Source organism: Nocardia yamanashiensis, from assembly GCF_021183565.1.
In the GTDB taxonomy this organism is placed as follows: domain Bacteria; phylum Actinomycetota; class Actinomycetes; order Mycobacteriales; family Mycobacteriaceae; genus Nocardia; species Nocardia yamanashiensis.
Map to the genome: position 1 here is coordinate 7,525,952 of NZ_CP089226.1, position 18,798 is coordinate 7,544,749.

General features: G+C 68.8%; 16 protein-coding genes and 1 pseudogene. 8 read left to right on the plus strand and 9 right to left on the minus strand.

The features are described from left to right. Positions 1-78: 78 nt before the first annotated feature. Both LTV02_RS34630 and LTV02_RS34635 read left to right on the plus strand, forming a co-directional pair. Positions 79-579: a hypothetical protein gene (locus tag LTV02_RS34630; protein WP_067717301.1), complete on the plus strand. Its 501-nt coding sequence runs from the start codon at positions 79-81 to the stop codon at positions 577-579. Positions 580-712: 133 nt separating this feature from the next. Further along, positions 713-4,005: pseudogene (locus tag LTV02_RS34635) on the plus strand (arabinosyltransferase domain-containing protein). A gap of 166 nt (positions 4,006-4,171) precedes the next feature. Here LTV02_RS34635 and LTV02_RS34640 read toward each other — a convergent pair. The 3 genes from LTV02_RS34640 to LTV02_RS34650 all read right to left on the minus strand — a co-directional run bounded on the left by LTV02_RS34640 (position 4,172) and on the right by LTV02_RS34650 (position 6,436). After that, complete coding sequence (locus LTV02_RS34640; protein WP_233035792.1) at positions 4,172-4,636, minus strand: VOC family protein; 465 nt, start codon at positions 4,634-4,636, stop codon at positions 4,172-4,174. Positions 4,637-4,721: 85 nt separating this feature from the next. Continuing rightward, positions 4,722-5,435, minus strand: coding sequence for a hypothetical protein (locus LTV02_RS34645; RefSeq protein WP_233035793.1), 714 nt, complete (start codon positions 5,433-5,435; stop codon positions 4,722-4,724). Then, entirely contained in the window at positions 5,432-6,436 is a 1,005-nt protein-coding gene (locus tag LTV02_RS34650; RefSeq protein WP_408639307.1) for a hypothetical protein, read from the minus strand. The genes LTV02_RS34645 and LTV02_RS34650 overlap by 4 nt, the downstream gene beginning before the upstream one ends. A gap of 263 nt (positions 6,437-6,699) precedes the next feature. Here LTV02_RS34650 and lspA point away from each other — a divergent pair, with 263 nt between their 5' ends. From lspA to LTV02_RS34670, 4 genes are all read left to right on the plus strand, one after another. Further along, positions 6,700-7,401: a signal peptidase II gene (lspA, locus tag LTV02_RS34655; protein WP_233041836.1), complete on the plus strand. Its 702-nt coding sequence runs from the start codon at positions 6,700-6,702 to the stop codon at positions 7,399-7,401. Beyond that, positions 7,398-8,324 carry an RluA family pseudouridine synthase gene (locus tag LTV02_RS34660; protein WP_233035794.1) on the plus strand — a complete coding sequence of 309 codons (927 nt, stop codon included), beginning with the start codon at positions 7,398-7,400 and terminating at the stop codon, positions 8,322-8,324. The genes lspA and LTV02_RS34660 overlap by 4 nt, the downstream gene beginning before the upstream one ends. A gap of 3 nt (positions 8,325-8,327) precedes the next feature. Beyond that, on the plus strand, positions 8,328-8,975 hold the full coding sequence (locus tag LTV02_RS34665) for a hypothetical protein (RefSeq protein WP_233035795.1): 648 nt from the start codon (positions 8,328-8,330) through the stop codon (positions 8,973-8,975). A 74-nt stretch (positions 8,976-9,049) separates the two neighbouring features. After that, complete coding sequence (locus LTV02_RS34670; RefSeq protein ID WP_233035796.1) at positions 9,050-9,871, plus strand: acyl-CoA thioesterase domain-containing protein; 822 nt, start codon at positions 9,050-9,052, stop codon at positions 9,869-9,871. A gap of 12 nt (positions 9,872-9,883) precedes the next feature. Here LTV02_RS34670 and LTV02_RS34675 read toward each other — a convergent pair whose 3' ends face one another. Continuing rightward, a complete protein-coding gene (locus LTV02_RS34675; protein WP_233035797.1) occupies positions 9,884-10,402 on the minus strand; it encodes a pyridoxamine 5'-phosphate oxidase family protein in 519 nt (172 codons plus the stop codon). Between the two features lie 150 nt (positions 10,403-10,552). Here LTV02_RS34675 and LTV02_RS34680 point away from each other — a divergent pair, with 150 nt between their 5' ends. Continuing rightward, positions 10,553-11,467, plus strand: coding sequence for an ADP-ribosylglycohydrolase family protein (locus LTV02_RS34680; RefSeq protein WP_233035798.1), 915 nt, complete (start codon positions 10,553-10,555; stop codon positions 11,465-11,467). A gap of 34 nt (positions 11,468-11,501) precedes the next feature. Here the strand turns inward: LTV02_RS34680 and LTV02_RS34685 are convergent, their stop codons facing one another. Next, positions 11,502-12,329 (minus strand): PhzF family phenazine biosynthesis protein, encoded by an 828-nt coding sequence (locus LTV02_RS34685; RefSeq protein ID WP_067717279.1) that lies wholly within the window; start codon positions 12,327-12,329, stop codon positions 11,502-11,504. A 146-nt stretch (positions 12,330-12,475) separates the two neighbouring features. After that, a complete protein-coding gene (locus tag LTV02_RS34690) occupies positions 12,476-14,923 on the minus strand; it encodes an HAD-IC family P-type ATPase (protein WP_233035799.1) in 2,448 nt (815 codons plus the stop codon). A gap of 125 nt (positions 14,924-15,048) precedes the next feature. Here LTV02_RS34690 and rarD point away from each other — a divergent pair, with 125 nt between their 5' ends. Continuing rightward, complete coding sequence (gene rarD / locus LTV02_RS34695; RefSeq protein ID WP_233035800.1) at positions 15,049-15,954, plus strand: EamA family transporter RarD; 906 nt, start codon at positions 15,049-15,051, stop codon at positions 15,952-15,954. Positions 15,955-16,002: 48 nt separating this feature from the next. Here rarD and LTV02_RS34700 read toward each other — a convergent pair whose 3' ends face one another. From LTV02_RS34700 to LTV02_RS34710, 3 genes are read right to left on the minus strand one after another with little or no spacing between them, the layout of a single operon-like run. Further along, positions 16,003-17,052: an ABC transporter substrate-binding protein gene (locus LTV02_RS34700; protein WP_233035801.1), complete on the minus strand. Its 1,050-nt coding sequence runs from the start codon at positions 17,050-17,052 to the stop codon at positions 16,003-16,005. Positions 17,053-17,055: 3 nt separating this feature from the next. Continuing rightward, on the minus strand, positions 17,056-17,943 hold the full coding sequence (locus tag LTV02_RS34705) for an ABC transporter permease (protein ID WP_233035802.1): 888 nt from the start codon (positions 17,941-17,943) through the stop codon (positions 17,056-17,058). After that, positions 17,933-18,739, minus strand: a complete 807-nt coding sequence (locus LTV02_RS34710) for an ABC transporter ATP-binding protein (protein ID WP_233035803.1) — start codon at positions 18,737-18,739, stop codon at positions 17,933-17,935. Before LTV02_RS34710 ends, LTV02_RS34705 begins: the two co-directional genes overlap by 11 nt. Positions 18,740-18,798 lie beyond the last annotated feature (59 nt).

Consider the following 18,798-nt stretch of genomic DNA (forward strand, 5'->3'; position numbering starts at 1 on the left):
CCTCGTGCAGCGTCGCCGGTCGGGTGCTCGGCTGTCATGTTGTCGTAACGGACCTACTCGAACGCAAAGGACGAGCAGTTGAAGCTTCAGAAGACTGGACGAATCGCGGTCGCCACCCTCGCCGTCGTAGCCGCTCTCGGGCTGACGGCGTGCGGCAGCGGTGACAAGAAGGAAACCACCAAGCCCAAGGTGAGCACCTCCAAGACCACGAGCGCGGCCCAGAACTACCCGGCGGCCCCGACCGTCGCGGATCTCAACGCGGAACTGCAGAAGGCCCTGGACCCGAACGTCCCGAACGCGCAGAAGCTGGACATGATGCAGGGCGTGCAGGCCGACCCGAACCTGCCGCAGCTGCTCAGCGACGCCTACAAGGCGAACAACGCCAGCATCACCGTCACCGGCGTGACCGACCTCGGCAACGGCACCCTGACCGCCGATGCCCAGGTCGCCGTCAACGGCGGCGCGCCGCAGAACGCCGTGGTGCCGTTCGTGGCCGAGGACGGCAAGTGGAAGGTCCAGAAGGAATGGATCTGCAACATGCTGTCGCTGGGCAACCAGACCTCGCCCGCCTGCAGCTAGCGCTTTTCCGGCGGGCCGGGCCTCCCACCAGGGCGGACCGGTCCGCCGGTGGACCGGGCCAAGTCTGCTTGCCGGACGCGGGGGAGCGCGTTCCCAGGAACGCCGCCTAATATCTCCGGTCGTGACCGACGTGTTGGAGAGAGCCGGGCAAGGCCCGGCCGGGAGTGCAGGTACCGCCGCAGTAGAACGGACTCCCGGTGGCTGGCAACGGCCGCTCGCTCTGATCGCCGGCTTGATCGCCGTCCTCTCCGCGATCGCCGTGCCGCTGCTGCCGGTCGAGGTCGACGCCGCCACCATTTCGTGGCCGCAGGACAACTCGACCCGCAGCATCGAAGCGCCGCTGGTGTCCTACGCGCCTTTGACTTTCGACGCCACCATCCCGTGTTCGGCTGTGGCGCAACTGGCTTCGACCGGCGGGACACTGGTGGCGACCGCGCCCAACGGCGCCCCGGACCTGGAACGCTACGGGTTCACGGCCCGGGTCAAGGCCGCGAGCACCGCCTCCGACGGGACCGTGACGCCCGCCAAATTCGAAGCGGTACTGCAGAATCAGGCCCTGGTCAGCGTGCCGGTCGAGCAGCTCGCGGCCGGCTGCGAGTTCACCGTGCACTCGGGCATGACCCAGACCACGGCGGTGCTGACCGGATCCACGCTCGCACCGGTCACGCTGTCCGGGGACTACCGGCCGCAGCTGGTCGGCATCTTCAGTGATCTCCCGGTCGCCGACGGCACCCAGGTCAGCGCCGATATCGACAGCCGGTTCTCCTCGCATCCGAGCCTGATCAAGACCGTCGCCATCTGGACGGCCGTGCTCGCCACCCTGGTCGCACTGTTCGCCCTGTATCGCCTGGACCGGCTCGACGGCCGCCGGGTGCGCCGCTTCCTGCCGCAGCGCTGGTGGACCTTGCGGCCCGTGGACGGCGCGGTGCTGGGCACGCTGGTGCTGTGGCATTTCATCGGTGCCACCACCGCCGACGACGGCTACCTGTTCGGGATGGCCCGCACCGCCGGTCACGCGGGCTACATGGCCAACTACTTCGGCTACTTCGGCGTCCCCGAAACCCCGGTCGGCACACCGTATTACGACCTGCTGGGCCGGATGGCCGACATCAGCACCGCCAGCCCGTGGATGCGGCTGCCCGCGCTGCTGGCCGGCATCGTCATGTGGCTGGTGCTCAGCCGCGAGGTGATTCCCCGCCTCGGCGCGCGCATCCGCCACGACAAGCTGGCCGTGTGGACCGGCGCGCTCGGCTTCCTGGCCGTCTGGCTGCCCTACTGCAACGGTCTGCGCCCCGAGCCCATGGTGGCCCTCGGCGTGCTGCTGACCTGGGTGTCGGTGGAGCGTTCGATCGCCACCAGGCGGCTGCTGCCCTACGCGGTGGCCATTCTGATCGGCGCGTTCGCCTGTACCGTCGGCCCGTCCGGCATCATCTGCGTCGCGCCGCTGCTGGCCGGTGTCCGCCCGCTGTGGCGCACCATCGACCAGCGGGCCGAGGCCATGAGCGCCGCGGTCGCGCCGGGCGCGGGCCTGATCCCGGCGCTGCGCGCCCGCTGGGTCTCCTACCTGGCGCTGGGCCTGCCGCTGCTGGCCGCGGGCGCGGTGGTGCTCGCCATCATGTTCAACGATCAGCCCATCTCGGCCATGTTCGAGATGCGCCGGGTGCACGACCTGGTCGGCCCGAACGTGCACTGGGACGGCGAATACATTCGCTACCAGTACCTGTTCATGCCCACCATCGACGGCTCCATGGCGCGCCGCTTCGGCATGCTCATGCTGTGGCTGGGCATGGCGGTGTGCGCGTTCGTGCTGCTGCGCAAGGGTGGCCGGATCCCGTTCGCGGCCGCCGGTCCCGCCCGGCGCCTGCTGGGCAGCTGCGTCGGCGTCATCCTGCTCATGATGACCACCCCCACCAAGTGGACCCACCACAACGGCATCTACGCCGGACTGGCGGGCGCGGTGGCGGTGCTGGCCGCGGTCGCGGTCGGGCCCAAGGTGCTGCGCTCGCCGCGCAATCGCGCGCTGTTCGCCGCCGTGGTGTCGTTCGTGCTGGCCATCTGCTTCGCCAGCATCAACGGCTGGTGGTATGTGTCGAACTATTCGATCCCGTTCAACGACAAGTCGATTCAGGTCGCCGGGTTCGAGCTGAGCAAGGCGTGGCTGGGACTGGCGCTGCTGTTCCTGGCGCTGGCCGGCTGGTTCCATGTGCGCGCGCCCGAACCGGGTGCGCCGCACCGCATCTCGAAACGCGGCTGGCGGCTGGTCGCGCTGCCGCCGCTGACCGTGGCCGCGGCGCTCATGGTGCTGCTCGAGGTGGCGTCGCTGGCCAAGGGCGCGGTGGCGCAGTACCCGGCGTTCTCGCTGGCCCGCTCCAATGTGGATGCGGTGCTGGGCAAGTCCGGCGGGCTGGCGCGGGACGTGCTGGTCGAGGTGGACCCCAACAAGGGCATGCTGAAGCCGGTGAACGGCGACGTGTTCGGCACCTTCACCGCGGACGCGACCGGCTTCACCGCCGAGGGCGTGTCGAAGGATCTGCGCGCCGACGACGAGATCGACACCGGCGGCGGCATGTCCAGCCAGGTGAGCAATCGCTCCGATCACACCGTGGACGGAACCACCACCACCGCACTGCCTTTCCGGTTGAACCCCGGGACGACGCCGGTGCTCGGCAGCTACGGCAGCTCGGGCGTGTCCGCGCTGACCACCGGCTGGTACGCGCTGCCCAAGGCCGACGAGCGGTCGGGGATCATCGCCGTCACCGCGGCCGGGCGGATTCGCTCGGTCAACAAGGACGGCATCGTCACGCCGGGGCAGTCGGTGGAAATCGAGTACGGGACAACCGGTCCCGACGGCGCCATGCAGCCGCGGGGGCGGGTCACGCCGATCGATATCGGTCCCGCGCCGACCTGGCGCAACCTGCGGGTGCCGCTGTCGGAGATTCCGGGCGATGCCACCGCCGTGCGGATCGTCGCCGAGGATCGCAATGGCGATGCCAAGCAGTGGGTGGCGCTGACGCCGCCGCGCATTCCGCAGACTCGCACCCTCGACGCGCTGGTCGGCTCCGAGACGCCGGTCCTCACGGACTGGGAAGTGGGCCTGCAGTTCCCCCGAACCAGCGGCCGTTCAACCACCGCTACGGCATCGCCGAGGTGCCCGAGTACCGCATCCTGCCGGATCGCGGCGGCGCGGGCATGACCACGCTGTGGCAGAGCCACGACGGCGGCGGCGCGCTCGGCTGGAGCTCGATGCTGTTGCGCCCCTACACCCTGGCCACCTACGCCAAGGACGACTGGCGCAACGACTGGGGCGAGCTCCAGCAGCTCGCGCCCATCGACCCCACGGCGGTTCCGGCCAAGGCCGCGATCACCACCGAAACCCGTTCGGGGCGATGGACTCCCGGGCCGATCAATGTGACCGGCTGGCGCTGAGAGGGACAACTCTCGTAGCTCTCAGGGGCAAGCCCCTGAAACCCCATGGTGCAGGGGCGACTCTCATAGCTCTCGGAGGCGGCCCCTGAAACCCCATTGCGCAGGCGCGATTCTCGTGGGTTTCAGGGGCGAGCGCCGGAAACCCACGTGGAGTCGACGAGGCGGTTCAGCCCTGCATCATCTCGGCCATGCGTTTCTCCATTTCTTCGGGGCTGACGTCCTCCACGTGGGTGGCGATGGTCCAGCGGTGGCCGAAGGGGTCTTCGAAGGCGGAGGTGCGGTCGCCGTAGAACTGGAGGGCCGGGGCTTGCATCTCCTTGGCTCCGGCGGCCAGGGCGGCGGCGTGGGCGGCATCCACGTCCTCTACATAGGTGTAGAGGTTGACGGGGGTGCCGCCGACGGTTTTCGGATCCAGGAAGCCGAGGGACGGGGCCGGGTCGCCGAGCATGACCACGGAATTGCCGAACTGCATTTCGCAGTGGGCGATCTTGCCGTCCGGTCCGGGCATGCGCACGCGTTCGTCGGCGCCGAACACGTGTTTGTAGAAATCGATCGCGGCGGCCGCGCCGTCCACCGCGAGCGCGGGGGAGACGACCGGGTAACCCTCGGGAATGTGTTTGACATCGGACATCGGAAACCTCCGATCGAGGTTGTTGTCGGACACCCCAGATGCTAGGCCGGGGCACCGACGACAATCGCCGGAATCTTTCGATGATCTAGGGTCCGGTGGCGCCGCTGAGTTTGCGCACCTGCGCCGCCGTCAGGGCGCTGAGCTGCTGCGAATCCGGTTCGCTCGCACCGGACATATTGATTTGCACGACCGTGGCGCCGACCAGAATCACGCTTACCGCCGAATACAACGTGACGCCCTGGCTGGTGGTGTGAACGCGGAAGGCGATCGAGGCGTCACCCGCGTTCGGCTGTTCCAAACCGCCCAGCCGGAATTCGACTTTGGTATTGTCCGCGTCCGTTCCGGAGTATTTCGTGCATTCGCGCAACAGTGATTGCACCGCCGAGAAGGCTTGCGCCGCTCCGCCGTTCGCATAGGACGCGGCATCGATATCGACGCTGGCGAAATTCGGCCCGCCGAACTCGGCCACCGCCGACGCCGCCGCGCCCGGCGCCTGATCCGCCACGGGCGCCAGCACTTTCGCGCACCGCGCCGGATCCGTCGTCGAACCCGCGCCGCTGGTACTGCCCGGCGCGGGATCCGGGAAAGCCGTATAGCCGCTGGGCAATTGGCCCGCGTCGAGCAGATCGTTGCGCAGGGTCACCTGGTCCAGCGCGGCCGCCGGCCCGGACCCGGCCGGCGGCGTCACCGACGGCCCGAAACTCGGCAGCGGCGACCCGGAATCCTTCGTGCCGCAGCCGCTTACCGCCAGGGTCACCACCGCGGTGAGGGACAGCAGCGCGATCGTCCGCCGGATCATGCGCCCCACTGCACCTGGGTGCGCAGCGTCTGCCGCAGCACGACCGAACTGTGCGGGTCGCGATAGGTCTGATTGCCGCCGACCTCCACCGCGCCCGAAACCGGCAGCGGCAGGCCGAGATCCACGGTCACATCGCCGGTGCCGTGCATGAGGTAGTCCACGATCTCCAGCTGCCCCGCTTCGTTGGGCAGATGCCACACCGTCGATTTCGGCGTCTGCACCACGTTCAGCGCGATGGTCAGCAGATTGCCCTCGCGATGGGTCAGCGTCGCGGTGGTCACCTGCTCCAGCGGTACGCTGCCCGAGATCTGCTGGCGCACCGTCCACACCGCGCCCACGCCGACCGGTTCGTCCGGGAATGCGATGGACTGGTACACCGCCTGATAGAAGGCCTGCTCCAAGGCCGCGCGCGCCACATCGGTGGTGGCGGGCTTGGGCGAGAGCCGCAATGCCGTGATCGCGCCCAGATCGCTGATGTCGAACCCGACCTGCGAGCCGTCGGCGGGCAGCAGCGCCTTGGCCATCGCCGGATCCGGTGAGGTCACCGAACCGAGGGTCAGATTCACCCGATCGTTGCCGGCCTGCGCGGTCAGCGGAATGGTCACCGCCGGCGGGGAGAAGTCCCGCACCGCTTGGCTGTTGATCTGCTGCTCGATGTGATGATCGGTGCTCAAGGTCACCTGTTGGGTGGTGCCCTCCGCGACCGCGGGACGCAATGCCGCGCGGGGTTCGGCGCCCGGTTCGATGACCGTGGTGGTCATCGTGGATATCGGCACCGTCACCTCTTTGCCGAGCCCGACCGGTTCGGTGCCGTCGGCATCGGCCGAGGTTTCCGACCGGCTGCTGCATCCGGCTCCGAACGCCGACAACGCGACCGCGAGCGCCAGCAGCAGGACTCCGGAGCGAGCGCCGCGCTGGAACCCCGGACGCGCTCGGCCGGGTGAACCGGTACAGCGTGCGGTGGCGTGCGCCGAGCTGGGGGATGAAGACAACACCGTCACGTCGAACAGGTTACGGCTCGTTCCTGATAATCAGCTTGGGATCGCGCCCGCGCCCGGGCAACCCATTGCCATAAGGAATGATGTGTCGGGTGAGTACCGACCGGCCGCGCGACCCCGACGCAGATGAAGCCGACATTCCCGTCACCGCAGAGACGTCCGGAACGGACGCCGCCGCCGGCGTGCGGGCGGACGCGACCGGGGGCGAAAAGAACGGGGCCGCCCCGGTTGCCGGTGGGAACAACGGCGCCGATGCGGGCGCGGCCGTGACTGCCGCCACCGCGCGGCCCGGCGATAACGGTGGGAAGGCCGCCGCCGACACCGACGGCGAAAAGGCCGGTGCCGCAACCACCGCCGCGGCCGACGGTGCGGGCGCTGCATCCGCTGCCGCCGCGGCCGACGGCGAGAGCGCGGAATCCGCTGCCGCCGAGGATCAGCGCGCGGCCGGGCGCAAACGCCTGCCGTTGCTGCTGACGCTCGCAGCCGTATTGCTGGGTCTGGATCTGCTGACCAAGACCATCGTGGTGGCGCAGCTGAAGCCGGGGCAGCCCATCTACCTCATCGGGGATTGGCTGCGGCTGAGCCTGGTGCGCAATCCCGGCGCGGCCTTCTCCATGGCCACCGGCATGACCTGGCTGCTCACCCTGATCGCCGCCGCGGTGGTGATCGGCGTGATCCGCATCGGCCGCACGCTGCGGTCGGTGCCGTGGGCCATCGGGCTGGGCATGGTGCTGGGCGGTGCGCTGGGCAATCTGATCGACCGGCTGTTCCGCGCGCCCGGGCCTTTGCAGGGTCACGTGGTGGACTTCGTGGCGGTCGGCTGGTGGCCGGTGTTCAATGTGGCCGATTCGGCGATCGTGTGCGGCGCCATCCTGCTGGTCGCGCTGACGGTATTCGGTTTCGAGCCGGACGGCACCCGGGCCGGCCGGAAAGAGGAGGACGAGATCGCGGAGGAGAAGACGGTATGAGGGAAACCCGGAGCATGCCCGTGCCCGACGGCCTGGACGGCATGCGGGTCGATGCCGGCCTGTCGCGGCTGCTCGGCCTGTCGCGCACCGCGGTGGTGGCGCTGACCGAGGAGGGCGCGGTCCAGTTGGACGGGGTGGCGGCGGGCAAGTCCGACCGGCTCACCGGCGGCGCCTGGCTGGAGGTCGAATTCCCCGAGCCCAAGCGCGAACTCACCGTCGAGGCCACGCCCGTCGAGGGCATGAAGATCCTCTACGCCGACGACGACATCGTGGCGGTGGACAAGCCGGTGGGCGTGGCCGCGCACACCGGCGTCGGCTGGACCGGACCCACCGTGGTGGGCGGGCTGGCGGCCATGGGCTACCGCATCTCCACCTCCGGCGCGCACGAACGGCAGGGCATCGTGCACCGGCTGGACGTCGGCACCTCCGGGGTGATGGTGGTCGCGCAGTCCGAGCACGCCTACACCCAGCTCAAGCGAGCCTTCAAGTACCGGACGGTGGAGAAGCGCTATCACGCGCTGGTACAGGGACATCCGGATCCGAGTTCGGGCACCATCGACGCCCCGATCGGCCGGGCGCGCGGCAACGACTGGAAGTTCGCGGTCACCGCCGACGGCCGCCCGTCGATCACGCACTACGACACCGTCGAGGCGTTCCAGTCCGCGAGCCTGCTCGACATCCATCTGGAAACCGGTCGCACGCATCAGATCCGGGTGCATTTCTCGGCGGTGCGCCATCCCTGCTGCGGTGATCTCACCTACGGCGCGGACCCGCGGCTGGCCGAACGGCTGGGCCTGGAGCGGCAGTGGCTGCATGCCCGGCAGCTGGGCTTCAACCATCCGGCCGACGGCCGCTGGATCGAGATCACCAGTGAATATCCGGCCGACCTCGAGCACGCCCTGGATGTACTCCGTAGCGTGTAGCCGGTGAAACGTGCCGTAATCGCCGCGATCGCCGGGCTTCTGGTGCTGCTCGACATCGTCGTCGGGGTGGCGATCCCGCCCCGCGCGGGCGTCATCGCCACCGACCGGCTAGGGCCGGATTACGGCGAGCGGATCGACGACTACCTGCTGCGCGCGCGGAACTCCTTGCAGGGCAACGACACCGGCGCGCACTGGGCGCTGATCTCGTTCACCGCGGCGGTCTCGGCCGACAGCGTGCCGGGATACGCTGCCGGGCACCGTATTTCGGAGGTCGACTATCACGTGGCCATCGACCGGGTGGCCACGCCCATCGTGTCGATCGGCGTCCCGGCCGGTGCGGCGGTGGCGGTGAAGTCCATCGACGCGGCCGGTTATCTGGTCACCGCCAACCCGGCCTACGACGAGCGTTCGGCCCGCGTGCAGCAGGTGGTGGCCGCGCGCCTGCACGCGCACTGCGCCTGCGTGGTCGGCATCGTCGTGCACGCCCCGCTGCCTGATTTGCGGAACATGGCGGACCGTCCCGGCGTGCGCGCGATCGAGGCCCTGCCCGCCGATGCCTCGGCCGGCGTGTTCGCGGTATCGCCGCTGCTCCCGGAGTATTCGGTCACGGTGACGGCGTCCCCCGACGACGGCCCGGTGCCCGCGAACTGACCCGTCCCGCGCCCGCAGTTCTAGAACGTGTTCTAATTGCGGGGAGATCTTGGAGCGGAAAGGGATCGAACGAGATGGTCGCATTCTTCACGCCGGTGGACGGCAGCCTGGTACCGACCGCGATGTCGGTGAGCGCCTGGTCGCCGACCAATCTGGCCGGAACCGCCGTCTGCGGCCTGCTGGCCCGCGAACTGGAAACCCACGGTCCCGCCGCCGATTTCATCCCGGCCCGCTTCACCGTCGATCTGTTCCGCCCGGTGCTGAACGAGCCGATCACGCTGCGCGGCGAGGTGGTCCGCGACGGCACCCGGGTCCGGGTGGTCGACGCCGCCCTCGTGCAGCGCGACGAGGTCCGCGCCCGCGCCTCGGTCATGTACCTGGCGGTCGGCGAACAGCCGCCCGGCGAGGTCTGGCAGGCCGGCCACGACCTGCCCGTCCCCGAATACGTACTCGACTCGCCGTACGGCGAGGCCCCGCATTTCAAATCCGGTGACCAGGGCTGGACGCCCGACTTCGGATCGGGTGCCAACAACCTCCGCAAAGCCGTCTGGCAGAACCTCCCGGCCCTGGTCGAAGGCGAACCCCTCACCCCCTTCCAGCGCGCCGCCTTCGTCGCCGACTGCACGAACATGGTCTGCAACTGGGGCACCGCCGGCGTCGGCTTCATCAACAGCGACGTCACCCTCACCCTGGCCCGCCTGCCCATCGGTCACGAGGTGGGCCTGCACGCCCAGGATCACATCTCCGCGGCGGGCGTCATGGTCGCCACCGCCACCCTCTACGACCGCACCGGCCCCCTCGGGACCACCGTCATCACCGGCCTGTCCAATGCCCGCCGCCAGGTCGACCTGGCCGCCTTCGCCGAGGGCCGGTCCCTCCCCGTCACCGCGAACTGAGTTCGCCGCGAGTCAGCGGAAGCGCCAGCGGGTCGCGCCGTGCGGGTCGGTGAGGCCGAGGGCGACCGCGGTGTCGGGCTCGAAACGGTAGAGGTACCAGGGGGCGGGGCCGGCGCTCTGGGCGCTGTAGGGAGCGGTGACCGCTTCGCCGTCGCGGGTCGCGGGCCAGCCGCCGGCGGCGAAGACGGCGGTCACCCGGTCGAGTTCGGCGTGATCGACGACGCGGGTGGCCGTGCCTTCGAAGATCAGGTCCGATTCGGGGAAACGGAACGAGAGGGTGCAGGCCGGGTTCGCGGCCAGGTTCTTGGATTTGCGGGTGCCCGGGCCGCTGGTGAAGTAGATGAAGCCCTGGGTTTCCACGGGGCCGATGCCGGTGGAATGCGGGCGGCCGTCCGGGCCGACCGTGCCGAGGAAGGCGGGGGTCTCGGGCAGGCCGATGCCCGCTTCGAAATGCTTGCGCACCAAGCTCCACGGCAGTTCGGCGGGCTCGTAGATATTGAGATCGGTGGCTTCGACGGGATCGGGCAGCATGATTCCTCCTCGGTCGGTGATACGAGTCGAGACGGGCGGCGGAGCGCGGATTCATCGGTCCGGTCCGGCAAGTATGTCCCGGGCCGGGTGCCTGTCGGAGGACTGTGCAAGATTGGAGGGAGCTCAGCTGAGGAGAGGGGTCGGGAACCGATGGTTTTGACTGCCGAACAGGCCGATCGGGCCAGGGGCGTGCTGTTGGGAACGGCGGCGGGGGACGCGCTGGGGGCGGGGTACGAGTTCACGCACCCCAAGCCCGATGTGGTCATCCGGATGAAGGGCGGCGGCGCGTTCGACTGGGCGCCGGGGGAGTGGACCGACGATACGGCGATGGCCATCGCGGTGGCGCGCGCGGCGGCCGAGGCCGGGAACCTGCACGAGGAATCCGGATTGGACGCGGTGGCGCGGGAATTCGTGGCCTGGTGGGACACCCGCCCGAAAGACGTGGGCGCGCAGACCAGCCAGGTGCTGCGGCACCGCGATCTGTCGGGGCGCGAGATGCAGATCCACGCGCACGAACTCGGCGGCCTGAAGGCGGGCAACGGCTCGCTCATGCGCACCGCGCCGGTGGCCCTGGTCTACCTCGACGACGAACCGATCAAATGCGCCAAGGCGGCCGCGGTGGTCAGCTCGCTCACCCACTATGACCCGCAGGCCATGCAGGCGTGCAAGATCTGGTCCCTGGCCATCCGGCACGCGGTGCTGCACGGCACGTACGACGGTGTGCGGGAAGCGCTTTCGATCGTGGACGCCGGATTCTGGGGGCCGCTGCTGGACACCGCGGAACACGGTGCGCCGGAAGACTTCCCGAAGAACGGCTGGGTGGTGCACGCCCTGCAGACGGCGTGGTGGGCCATCACCCACACCGATTCCCTGCCCGCCGCACTGGAAGCGGCGGTGCGGGCCGGCGGCGACACCGACACCACCGCGGCCATCGCGGGCGGACTATTGGGCGCGCGCTGGGGCGCCTCGGCGATTCCGGCGGAATGGCTGGAACTGCTGCACGGCTACCCGGGCTATCGCGCGGACGATCTGGACAAGCTGACCGAACGGATCCTCGAGCGCTGACGCGGGCGCGCCCCGGGGGAGGGGCGCGAAAGCCTCAGTCCGGCAGCCGGACCACGCCGTCGAGATACCGGCGGCACCGCCCCGATAGCCGCACCCGTTCCCCGGTGAGCGTGCACCGCAGGGCCCCGCCGCGCGGCGAGAGCTGGCGGGCCGACATGGTGGTGCGGCCGAGTTCCTTGGCCCACAACGGGGCCAGCTGCGCGTGCGCGGAACCGGTCACCGGATCCTCGGGGATGCCGACCCCGGGCGCGAACACCCGCGAGACGAAGTCGATCTCGTCGCCGGTGGCGGTGAGAATGGCGGCGCGGCTGAGTTTCGGGAAGATCGAGAAGTTGGGCCGGGCGTCGGCCACCTCGTGCTCGGCGGTGACCACCAGCACGATGTCGGTGCCCTCGTAGGCGCGCAGCGGCCGCACCCCCAGCGCCTTGGCGAGCGCCTGCGGAATGTCCTCGTGCACATCGATTTCGACCGACGAGACCACTGGCAGATCCAGCACCAGATCGTCGCGGTCGCGGTCCACCCGCAACCAGCCGCTGCGCGTGTAGAAGTGGACCCGGTCCGCGCCCGGATGCATATCGTCGAGGATCTGCGCGGCGGCGGCCAGGGTGGCGTGCCCGCACAGGTCCACCTCGACCGCGGGCGTGAACCAGCGCAGGTGGAAGGCCGGCGAATTGTCCGGCGGCGCACCGGCGTCCACGGGTAGCGCGGAGGTGTAGAAGGCGGTTTCGGCGAGGTTGTTCTCCTCGGCCAGGTGTTGCAGCAGCTCGTCCGGGAGCCAGTTCAGCAGTGGCATGACGGCTGCCGGATTGCCCGAGAACGGTGCGTCGGCGAACGCGTCGATCTGGTGCAGGAGGACCTCCATGAGGCCCAAGGTACCCGGGGATTCAATGCCTGCCCAGGACAAGGCAGTTCACGGCGAGCCAAACCATGCGACCAGTTTGGATGTAAAAGCAGCGGCGGCGGGCCGTGAGGCCCGCCGCCGCGTACCGGCTCCGAATTCCGCTGAGATCAGCGCTTTTCGATCACTTCCTCGGGGGCGGTGGGCAGCAGGTGCGGCGTCTCGCCCTGCAGGCGCGCCTGCAACCACCACGCGGCCTCCACCAGCACCACGCCGATCGCCCCGCACACGACCGCCGATGTCGTCAGCGCGACATTCGACGGATCGAGTTTGAAGAAGTGCCGGGTGAACGGAACGCTGAACAGGATCAGGTATCCCGCAACGGAACCCGCGACCAGCAGGATCTTCCACCAGTTCCACGGCCGCGCCACGATCGCCAGCACCCACACCGCGATGATCAGCAGCGTGATCAGCGCCGTGGTGCCGGCCTGCACCTTCTCGGTCTCCCCGGCATCGGGGCCCTGGTAGGCGATCAGGTAGGAGATGAACGTCATCACGCCGATGACCACGCCGGACGGGATCGCCAATCGCATGACGCGTCCGACGAATCCGGTGCGCGCCCGCTCGTTGTTGGGCGCGAGGGACAGGATGAACGCCGGAATACCGATGGTGAACCAGGCCGCGATGGTCACGTGCCGCGGCAGGAACGGATAGCCGATCGCCTTGTAATGGAAGATCTGCGAACCGATTCCGGCGATGCCGATCAGGAACGCCAGCACCACCGAGTACACGGTCTTGGTGAGGAACAGGTTGGAGACCCGTTCGATATTGCCGATCACCCGGCGGCCCTCGGCCACCACGTAGGGCAGGGTGGCGAACTTGTTGTCCAGCAGCACGATCTGTGCGACCGACCGGGTGGCCGGACTGCCCGAACCCATGGCGACGCCGATATCGGCGTCCTTGAGCGCGAGCACGTCGTTGACGCCGTCACCGGTCATGGCGACGGTGTGGCCGCGCGATTGCAGGGCGCCGACCATGGCGCGCTTCTGATCCGGCCGCACCCGGCCGAAGACGGTCTGTTCCTCCAGCACGTCCGCCAGCTCGTTCTGGTCGGTCGGCAACTTGCGGGCGTCGACCGCATGCGCACCGGCCGCCAGGCCCAGCGATTCGGCCACCGCGCCCACCGACACCGCATTGTCGCCGGAGATCACCTTGGTCGAAACGTGCTGGGAGGCGAAGTATTCGAGAGTGCCCTTGGCATCGGGGCGCACCTTCTGCTCCAGCACGACCAGCGCCGCGGGCGTCACGTGCCCCGGCGCGTCCTTGGCGTCGACCGACCGGTCGCTACTGGCCAGCAGCAGCACCCGCAGGCCCTTGGCGCCGATCTCCTGTGCGGCAGCGGCAATTTCGGATTCCGGATCCAGCAGCACATCGGGCGCGCCGAGCAGCCAGTTGCCGTGCTCGCCGTAGGAGAAGCCGCTCCACTTCTTCGCCGAGGTGAACGGCGCGATCCCGCTGACCTGCCAGCCGGGCGCGTCGGTGAGCGCCTCGGCGATGGCGGCGACCGAGGCGTTCGGCCGCGGGTCATCGGAGGCCATGGCGGCCAGCACGGTGCGCAGTTCGGCTTCCGGAACCTCGCCCACCGGACGGACTTCCGCGAGCCGCATGCCGTTCTCGGTGAGCGTGCCGGTCTTGTCGGCGCACACCACGTCCACCCGGGCCAGGCCCTCGATGGCGGGCAGTTCCTGTACCAGGCACTGCCGCCGTCCCAGCCGCACCACGCCGACGGCGAAGGCGATGGAGGTCATCAACACCAGGCCCTCGGGCACCATCGGCACCAGGGCGGCGACCATGCCGTTGACGGCGGGCCGCCAGGATTCCTTGGACGACACCAGCTGGTTGTAGATGGACAGCAGGCCCGCCGGAATCAGCAGGTAGGTAATGACTTTCAGAATGGTGTCGATGCCGTTGCGCAGCTCGGACTTGACCAGCGTGAACTTGCTGGCCTCGTCCGCCAGTTTGGCCGCGTAGGCGTCCTTGCCGACCTTGGTGGCCCGGTAGGCCCCGCTGCCGGACACCACGAAGCTGCCCGACATGACCTGCGCCGCAACGCCTTTGTCGATCGGGTCGGCCTCGCCGGTGAGCAGCGACTCGTCCACCTCGAGGAGTTCGGCCTCGACCACCTCGCCGTCGACCACGATCTGATCGCCGGGCCCCAGCTCGATGATGTCGTCGAGTACGACCTCCTGCGGCGCGACCGCGGTGGCCTTGCCCTCGCGCCGCACCACCGGCTGCGCCTGCCCGACGATGGCCAGCTTGTCCAGGGTGTTCTTGGCCCGGATCTCCTGGATGATGCCGACCGCGCTGTTCGCGACGATCAGCAGCCCGAACATCCCGTCGATGATCGACCCGGTGGCCAGCACCAGAATGAACAGCACACCCAGGATCGCATTGATCCGGGTGAAGACGTTCGCCTTGACGATGTCCCGGACCGACCGGCTGGCGCGCTCGGGCACATCATTGGTCAACCCATCCCGTCGCCGCTGCTCCACCTCGGCTGTACTCAGCCCTAACGTGGGTGGACTGGGCGCACTCGACTCCTGCGTCGTGATCGACATGCCGAACAGCCTAGATGGCTGTCCGGAAAACGCAGGTGAGCGGCGCTCGACCGACGTCAGCGGGTCGCCGGTCCGCTTCGGGGAATTCGTTTCGTCTGGTAATAACCGCGCGCTACGGTAGTTCGGTGAGCGAACGATCCCAGCAGGAACTAGGTGTCAGCTTCGGCGTCGGCGCGTACCTGCTCTGGGGATTGTTCCCGGCCTTCTTCGGCTTGCTGGCGTTCGCGAGCGCGGGCGAGGTGCTGGCCGAGCGGATTCTGTGGACGCTGGTGGTCTCGCTGGCGCTGCTGACCGTCTCCGGCCGCATCGGGGAATTGCGGCGGATCGACGCGCGGACCTGGCGGCTGGCGTTCGTGGCCTCGGCGGCGATCTCGCTGAACTGGGGCGTGTACGTCTACGGCGTCATCTCCGGGCAGGTGGTGGAGTGCGCGCTCGGGTACTTCATCAATCCGCTGGTGACGGTGGCGTTCGGGGTGCTGATCTTCCGGGAGCGATTGCGCCGAACGCAGTGGGCCGCACTGGCGTTGGGCGCGGCGGCCGTGGTGGTGCTGACCGTCGACTACGGGCGGCCGCCGTGGATCGCCTTGATCCTGGCGTGCTCGTTCGCCACCTACGGGCTGGTCAAGAAGGTGATCAAGCTCGACCCGCTGCGGGGACTGGCGGCCGAGGGGCTGGTGGCCGCGCCGTTCGCGCTCACCGCGGTGATCGCGCTCGGGGTGACCGGTCAGGCCACCTTCGGGTCGAGCGTGTCGCATACCGCGCTGCTCATGTCGACCGGGCCGGTGACGCTGGTGCCGCTGCTGCTGTTCGCGCTGGCCGCACCGCGAGTTCCGTTGTCCACCATGGGGATCCTGCAGTATCTGACGCCCGCGTTGCAGCTGACCTGGGGTGTGGCGGTGGTGCACGAGGACATGCCCGCTTCGCGCTGGGCCGGATTCGCCTTGATCTGGCTGGCTCTGGCCGTATTCACCGTCGATGCGCTGCGGCGGTCCCGGAAGACGGTCGCCACTCCGGTCACCGTGCCGGAATAGCGCGGAACCGCGCACCCCTCATCAGATGCGCGGTTCCGGCGGGCCGGCTCAGGGTTGCTTCGTACCCTGCGCCTTTTCCACGAACTGGTTGGTATAGGTCGCGTCCAGGTCGATGCGATCGCGGACCGGTTTCACATTGCGCGAGTACTGGCCCAGGATGCGCAGGACGTTCTCCGCGCCTTCGCGTTTCATCAGGCCGTCGCCATTGAACATGCTGATGGAATCGCGCACCGACTTCACATACAGGTCCGGATTGCCGCCCGCGTACTGCGACGGCATCTTTGCGGCGATCTCCTCGGGGGAGTGCTGCTCGATCCACTGCAGGGTCTGCACGAACGCGGTGGCCAGCTTCTGCACGATATCCGGATGCGATTCGACCGTCTCGCAGCGCATGTAGAGCGAAGCCGCCGGGTAGAGGCCGCCGAGCGCCTTGCGGGTGCCCTCCTCGTTGCGCATATCGATGAGGATCTGCGCCTCGCCCGAGGTCACCATCTTGGCCACGGTCGGGTCGGTGGTCATGCCCGCGTCGATGCCGTTGTGGTTCATGCCGGCGATGAAGGTCTGTCCCGCACCGACTTTCACCCGGGTGTAGTCGGAGGTGCTCAGGCCCGCCTGACCGGCCAGGCCCTGGGTGAGGAAGTCGGTGGAGGATCCGAGCGAGGTGACGCCCAGGTTTCGCCCTTTGAAGTCGGCCGGCGATTTGATGGTCGCCGCGTCCTCCTTCGACACCAGCTCCACCTCGCCGGGCACATCGGCGAACTGCACGACGGTCTGGATGCACTGATCCTTGGCCTGCAGATCGATGGTGTGGTCGTAGAACCCCACCACCGCCTGCACATCGCCGGTGAGCAGCGCGGTTTCGGCGTTCGCGCCGGACTGTTCGCCCAGCAGCTGCACGTCGATGTCATTGCGCTCGAAATTGCCCAGCTGCTGGGTGAGCATGGCGGGCAGGTAGATGACCTTCTCCAGGCCGCCGACCATGATGGTGATCTGCGGGCGGCCGTTCTCCACCGGGATGGCGCGCGAATCGCGGCAGCCGGTGGCCAGCAGCAGCGAGGCGGCGAGGGCGAGCAGTGCGAAAGGCTTGCGGTACTTCATGCCTCACACCCCGTGGCCCGAGCCGGACTGCGCCGGACGCCATTTCAGCAGGCGGTTCTCCGCGATGCCGATCAGCCATTCCGCCACCAGCGCCACCACCGTGATGATGATCATGCCCGCGTAGATGCCGGCCGCGTCGAAGGTGCCCTGGGCATTGGAGATGAGCAGGCCCAGACCCTTGCTGGCGCCGGCGTATTCACCGACGACCGCGCCGATCAGGGCGAAGCCGAAGGCGGTGTGCAGGGAGGACAGGATCCAGGTGGTGGCGCTGGGCAGCACGATGGTGCCCAGGATCTGGGTGCGGCTCGCGCCCAGGATGCGGGCGTTGTTGATGACGTTGCCGTCGACTTCGCGGGCGCCGGTGAAGGCATTGAAGAACACCGCGAAGAACACCAGCACCACCACGGTCGCGACCTTGGAGCTCAGGCCCAGGCCGAACCAGATGATGAACAGCGACGCGAGGACGATGCGCGGAACCGCGTTGAGCGCCTTGATGAACGGGGCCAGCACATCGGCCCAGTAGCGGGAGCGGCCCAGTAGCACGCCGAGCACCACGCCGGCCACGGTGCCGATCACGAAGCCCAGCACGGCTTCCTGCACGGTGGTGTACAGCTGCAGCCAGATGGAGCCGAATTGCGTGCCCTCGGTGAACCATTCGACCAGGCGATCCCAGATCAGCGACGGCTTGGAGTAGAAGAACGGGTCGATCCACAGCGTGGCGGTCAGCTCCCACGAACCCAGCCACAGCGCCACCAGCAGGGCGCGCAGGCCCCAGGTGCGGGCCTTGGCCTTACGGGCGTTGCCGCGCACCCGCGCCAGTATCTGCTCCTCGGTCTCCACCTCGAATTCCGGTGCGCTCTTGGCGGTTTCGGCCATCACATCAAGCGACACGGGAGGCTCCCTTCTTGCGCGCCGCATCGACCTGATCGCGCAGCGTCTCCCAGATTTCCTTGTAGAGGTCGCGGAACTCCTCGGTGAGCCGCACCTCCTCGACATCGCGCGGGCGCTCCAGGGTGACGGTGAAATCACCGCAGACCGTGGCCGGGCTCGCCGTCATCACCACCACGCGGTCGGCCAGCACGATGGCCTCCTCCAGGTCGTGGGTGACGAAGATGACCGCCGCCCCGGTGCCCGACCACACCCGCAGCAGTTCGTCCTGCATGAGCTGGCGGGTCTGCACGTCCAGGGCGCTGAACGGCTCGTCCATCAGGATGATCTCGGGCTCGTTGACCAGGGTCTGGGCCAGGGCCACGCGCTTGCGCATACCGCCGGACAGCTGATGCGGGTAGTACTTCTCGAACCCGGCCAGCCCGACCTTGGTCACCCATTCCTGGGCGCGCTCGCGGGCCTCGCCCTTGGACTTGCCGCGGAAGCGCGGGCCCAGCGCCACATTGTCGATGACCGTGCGCCACGGCAGCACCGCGTCCTGCTGGAACATGTAGCCGACGCCGTCCGGGATGCCGCGAACATCCTTGCCGTGCACCAGGGTCCGGCCCGCCGAGGCCGGTTCCAGGCCGGAGACGAGCGACAGGGTGGTCGACTTGCCGCAGCCGGTCGGCCCGACCACGGCGACGAATTCGCCCGGCGCGACCGTGAAATTCAGATCCCGCACGGCGGTGTGGATACCGCCGCCGGTGCCCGGGAAACGCTTCGTCGCGCCCCGCAGCTCGATCAATGGGGAGTTCATTGACAGCTCCTGTTGTCCTGCGTCGCACGGGAGTGACGTGCAACCGATGTGGGTACGGT

Excerpts from the sequence above, each read along its gene's own strand:
- LTV02_RS34640 (WP_233035792.1), bottom strand. The coding sequence starts at position 4,636 with ATGTCCGATGTCAAACACATTCCCGAGGGTTACCCGGTCGTCTCCCCC.
- LTV02_RS34645 (WP_233035793.1), bottom strand. The coding sequence starts at position 5,435 with ATGATCCGGCGGACGATCGCGCTGCTGTCCCTCACCGCGGTGGTGACC.
- LTV02_RS34660 (WP_233035794.1), top strand. The coding sequence starts at position 7,398 with ATGAGGGAAACCCGGAGCATGCCCGTGCCCGACGGCCTGGACGGCATG.
- LTV02_RS34670 (WP_233035796.1), top strand. The coding sequence starts at position 9,050 with ATGGTCGCATTCTTCACGCCGGTGGACGGCAGCCTGGTACCGACCGCG.
- LTV02_RS34675 (WP_233035797.1), bottom strand. The coding sequence starts at position 10,402 with ATGCTGCCCGATCCCGTCGAAGCCACCGATCTCAATATCTACGAGCCC.
- LTV02_RS34680 (WP_233035798.1), top strand. The coding sequence starts at position 10,553 with ATGGTTTTGACTGCCGAACAGGCCGATCGGGCCAGGGGCGTGCTGTTG.
- LTV02_RS34685 (WP_067717279.1), bottom strand. The coding sequence starts at position 12,329 with ATGGAGGTCCTCCTGCACCAGATCGACGCGTTCGCCGACGCACCGTTC.
- LTV02_RS34690 (WP_233035799.1), bottom strand. The coding sequence starts at position 14,923 with ATGTCGATCACGACGCAGGAGTCGAGTGCGCCCAGTCCACCCACGTTA.
- LTV02_RS34700 (WP_233035801.1), bottom strand. The coding sequence starts at position 17,052 with ATGAAGTACCGCAAGCCTTTCGCACTGCTCGCCCTCGCCGCCTCGCTG.
- LTV02_RS34710 (WP_233035803.1), bottom strand. The coding sequence starts at position 18,739 with ATGAACTCCCCATTGATCGAGCTGCGGGGCGCGACGAAGCGTTTCCCG.